The sequence below is a fragment of the Endozoicomonas sp. SESOKO2 genome (assembly GCF_024606245.1).
In the GTDB taxonomy this organism is placed as follows: Bacteria; Pseudomonadota; Gammaproteobacteria; order Pseudomonadales; family Endozoicomonadaceae; genus Endozoicomonas_A.
This window is the reverse complement of record NZ_JAHHPQ010000233.1, coordinates 1-4,277: the sequence shown is the minus strand read 5'-3', so window position 1 is coordinate 4,277 and position 4,277 is coordinate 1. Positions and strand designations below refer to the sequence as shown.

The 4,277-nt window shown below is 46.6% G+C and carries 1 protein-coding gene; it reads left to right on the top strand.

Annotation, left to right across the window (positions count from 1 at the left end):
* Window positions 1–87: 87 nt before the first annotated feature.
* Window positions 88–4,277, top strand: a 4,190-nt coding sequence (locus KDK17_RS05725) for a hypothetical protein (RefSeq protein WP_257287563.1), incomplete at its 3' end; no start/stop codon positions are given.

Genomic DNA, 4,277 nt, shown 5'->3' with positions numbered 1-4,277 from the left:
CTGCAACAAAAAAAGCAACTGCTTCGAATGTTAAGAATCAAACGACTATGGGCTATTATGAAGGACCAAACCACGCTGGCCCGGATTTTGTCAGATCGGATTATGGTGATTGAAGCAGATCTTCTGGATCTGGAAAGATCAGGCCCTGACACAATGCATCCGGGGCTGGTTCAGACTTGGCTAACGGAGCATAGTCATGAACTCAGTGTTTACCGTAAGATCGTTACTGGCCAATATTCTGGCCGACAAGCCGGTAACGGGAAACAGGACCAATCCTCCAGAACAACCAAAGCATCAACCACCGCGAAAACCGACCCAATAAGCAGGGCTTCTGACCTTAGTCAGGGAACTTGTCCAAAAGACGGCAGTGGTCACGGGGGCGATGATCCACTGAAGCCCTCGGCTGAGCAAGATACCGGAAGTTCGGTCGTAACTTGTTCCAGATGTAACAAGATAATGAATACACAGGAATTAAGCCGTGTCGCTGATGAAGCAGCAGCTTCAGCATTTTTATGCGACAAGTGCCTGCCGGACACTCACGGTAATAAAAGAGCAAGACAAACCCTGAAAGAAACAGAGTCGGATTCATCAGAACCTGCTCAGAAAAAAAATAAGGGCTCGGGTAGAAAGAGAAGCCATTCCGAAGCAGCTACTGCACCACCGGCTAAAAAAAAGAAACCGGAAGACGCCCAGATCACTGATGATCTATTGGAAAAAGTAAAAGAAAGTATCAAGTACGAACTAAGCAAGGAAGAGCTGGAGAAAGCACAAACCCTGATGGAAGTATTCAAGAAAAAAAACATCTCTGTAAAGGATACTTTTTATAAACTGCTTGGCTTTGTAGAGAGACAGTATTTTAATAGCTTCTTCGATAATGCCACTGCTTTTTTTGGGCACCTTTCTAAAAACTTCAAAAACACAGGCATGCTAACCGGCATGCTGAATTATGCAAAAAAACATATCCGTAGTTTTGCAGAACGTGATCAAAGTGAACTCGAATATTTAGCGAGTTTGGATACATTGACTTCCTTCTCGTCCATGAAGAGTTGCAAAGGTGTGCCCAAGCTTGATGAAGTGAGAGAGCTGCTGAGCTGGTCGGAATGGAAAGACAATAATGGCGAGTTCAATATGGAGCTGTTCCGTGCTTTCTCGTCAATGAATACTTGCAAAGGCTTGCTCAAACATGAGGAAGTGAAAGAGATATTGGGCTGGCTGGTATGGAAAGACAAGGATGACGGGTTCAACATGGAGCTGTTCCGCGCCTTCTCATCCATGAATCATGCCAGGGGCCTGCTCAAACATGAGGACGTCGAAGCGCTGCTGGGCTGGCCGGAATGGAAAGACAAGGATGACCAGTTCAATATGGAGCTGTTCCGCGCCTTCTCATCCATGAATCATTCTAAAGGCATGCTGAAACATGACGACGTGAAAGAGGTGCTTGGCTGGGCTGAATGGAAAGACAAGGATGGCGAATTCAATATGGAGCTGTTCCGGGCCTTAGCGTCCATGAACAGCGGCAGAGGCATGCTCAAACATGAGGAAGTGAAAGAGCTAATGGGATGGCCTGAATGGAAAGACAAGGATGATGCGTTCAATATGGAGCTGTTCCGCTGCTTCTCATCTTTGAATCATAACAAAGGCATGCTCAAACATGAGAAAGTGAAAGAGGTAGTGGGCTGGCCGGAATGGAAAGACAAAAATGGCAAATTCAGTATGGAGTTGTTCCGCGCCTTCTCATCCGTGAATTGTAGCAAAGGCATGCTCAAACATGAGGAAGTGAAAGGGGTGCTGGCCTGGCCGGAATGGAAAGATAAGAATGGCGAGTTCAGTATAAAGCTGTTCCGCACTTTCTCATCTATGTACGCCAGTAAAGGCACTCACAAACAGATGGAAGTGAAAGAGATGCTGAACTGGCCGGAATGGAAAGACAAGGATGGCGAGTTCAACAGGGAACTCTTCCGCACCTTCTCATCGATGTTCACCTCGAGAGGTGCACCCAAACATAGGGAAGTGAAAGAGGTACTGGGCTGGCCGGAATGGAAAGACGAGGATGGTGTGTTCAATATGAAGTTATTTCGCGCTTTCTCATCGATGAATAAAGGCCATGGCGTGCCCAACCATGAGCAAGTGAAAGAAATGCTGGGCTGGCCGGAATGGAAAGACAAGCACGGTGAGTTCAGTACGGAGCAGTTTCGCACTTTCTCGTCCATGAATCATGCCAGGGGCATGCTCAAACATTGGGAAGTGAAAGAGGTGCTGGGCTGGCTGGAATGGAGAGACAAGGATGGTGAGTTCAGTATGGAGCGGTTTCGCGCCTTCTCGTCCATATGCGCCAAAAGAGGCATGCCCGGACGTAAGAAAGTGAAAGAGGTGTTGGACTGGCCGGAATGGAAAGACAAAAATGGCGAGTTCAGTATGGAGCGGTTCCGCGCCTTCACGTTCATGAATCATAACCATGGCGTGCTCAAATACAAGGAAGTGAAAGAGGTACTGGGCTGGCCGGAATGGAAAGACAAGCATGGCGATTTTAGTATGAAACGGTTTAACGCTTTCTCATCCATGAATCATGGCCAAGGAGTGCCCAAACATGAGCATGTGAAAAAAGTGTTGGACTGGACACGTTGCGGGGGTAAACCCAATCACTTGCTCCTGCAAATTATGACCAAACTCTGGAAATCAGAAGGGCTACCTGCCACTGAAACGCTGCAACACCGGGAGACACAGCTGAAACAGTGGCTGTTTACAGAATTTACTGAAGAAAATAACGACTCTGATAACGAAGAGGGCGACAAATGGAATCGCCAGATAAAAACAGTTGCTCTTTACCTCTCCACCTATAAACCAGACTGGTCAATAAGCTGGGCAGTTTTAAAACAGTTTTACCAATGCCATGAAAGGACTAAAACCGTTCCGATATCGGAATCATTGATAAAGCTTCTGTCTTCTTATGGAGGGAAAGGCATCGAGTGCTACCTTAAGGCTAATCAACAGGACCGGGATTTTTTGCGGCAACATTCGGGTAAAACCGTGCCTTTGCACGTATTAAATCAAGCAATGGTTCTTTTTTCTTCCAATGAATACAGAGGGCGTTTTGTCTATTTCGTCAGGCGGTTGAAATCATTGCCAGACAAGAGCCAATGGGAACAGCTCTCAGCCCGGTTACGACAATTATCGGGGGTGCTGGAACTCGACTATATGCAAAGACTCTATTGGGAGATACTGGAACCCTTGACAAAAGATGATCAGCTCCGTTTTCTGGACGCCAACCATGCAGGGGCTCTATTCAACCTGTTTCCCTCGTTGAGCGCCCTGAATAAACTCAGCAAAGAGCATTCCTCCCAATGGTTAAAACGGCTGCTTGAAGCTTGCCTTGGACTAAAAAACCATGACATCACAAAAGAAGGCATCCAAATACTTTTTGAAGCGTTACTCAGAACCCATTGCCTTCTGCCCTGGGATCACGAAATCCCCGATCACTTTCTCTCTGGAATGCGCACAACAGACACCAACACCGTTGAGATACCTGTATCTGGACTTATTCCATCGGGAGAACAGCTGGCCCTGAGCTATATCACCGTGCTGATGCACAACCTCAATGAGATGTTCTTCACTGTCAGAGGGCAGTGGCTTGAGGTTGAGGTGCCGGGTGACAGTGTTCAGATCTACCGTTTTCCAATGCCGCAGCTGAAAATAAATGATGAAAAAATGGAAATCAGCAACTGGTCAGAGGATCAGTTCCGGTTTTTTTTGAAAATCACTGATATGCCTGAATACTATTATTTGACAGCAGATGATTGGCAAAGGCGTTTAAGATTGGATTACCCGTTATACATTCAAAGACGCGAAGCCAGATTATCCGCAAACAGAGAGCCCGGGGCAAAAGATGCCATTGAAGCAGCCCCCTTCAAACCTTTACCTGTATATGTTCTGGCTAACCTGATCAACACTAAGATGACCATCAACCTCATCGCATGGAAATCCCTTGACCAGCATAAAGAGAGGCTGCCTGGATCCTTGCTTGGCAAACTGAGAGAAAGAATCGAAGCATCAGGGGCAGAATGCCCCGATGAGATCAAAGAATCACTGTCCCAATACCTGAATAATGTCCAACCCACGAGTGCTGAAGCCTGTGAGCCGTTCATTGAATCGGTAACACAAAGCATTACCCCACCAGACGAAAAAACAGAAAAACAGGCGTTTCGCAATTTATGGTTAAAGCTCAACCAGACAGAAGTTTTTAGCACCGAAATACTGACATTACTGGACGAGTACTGGGA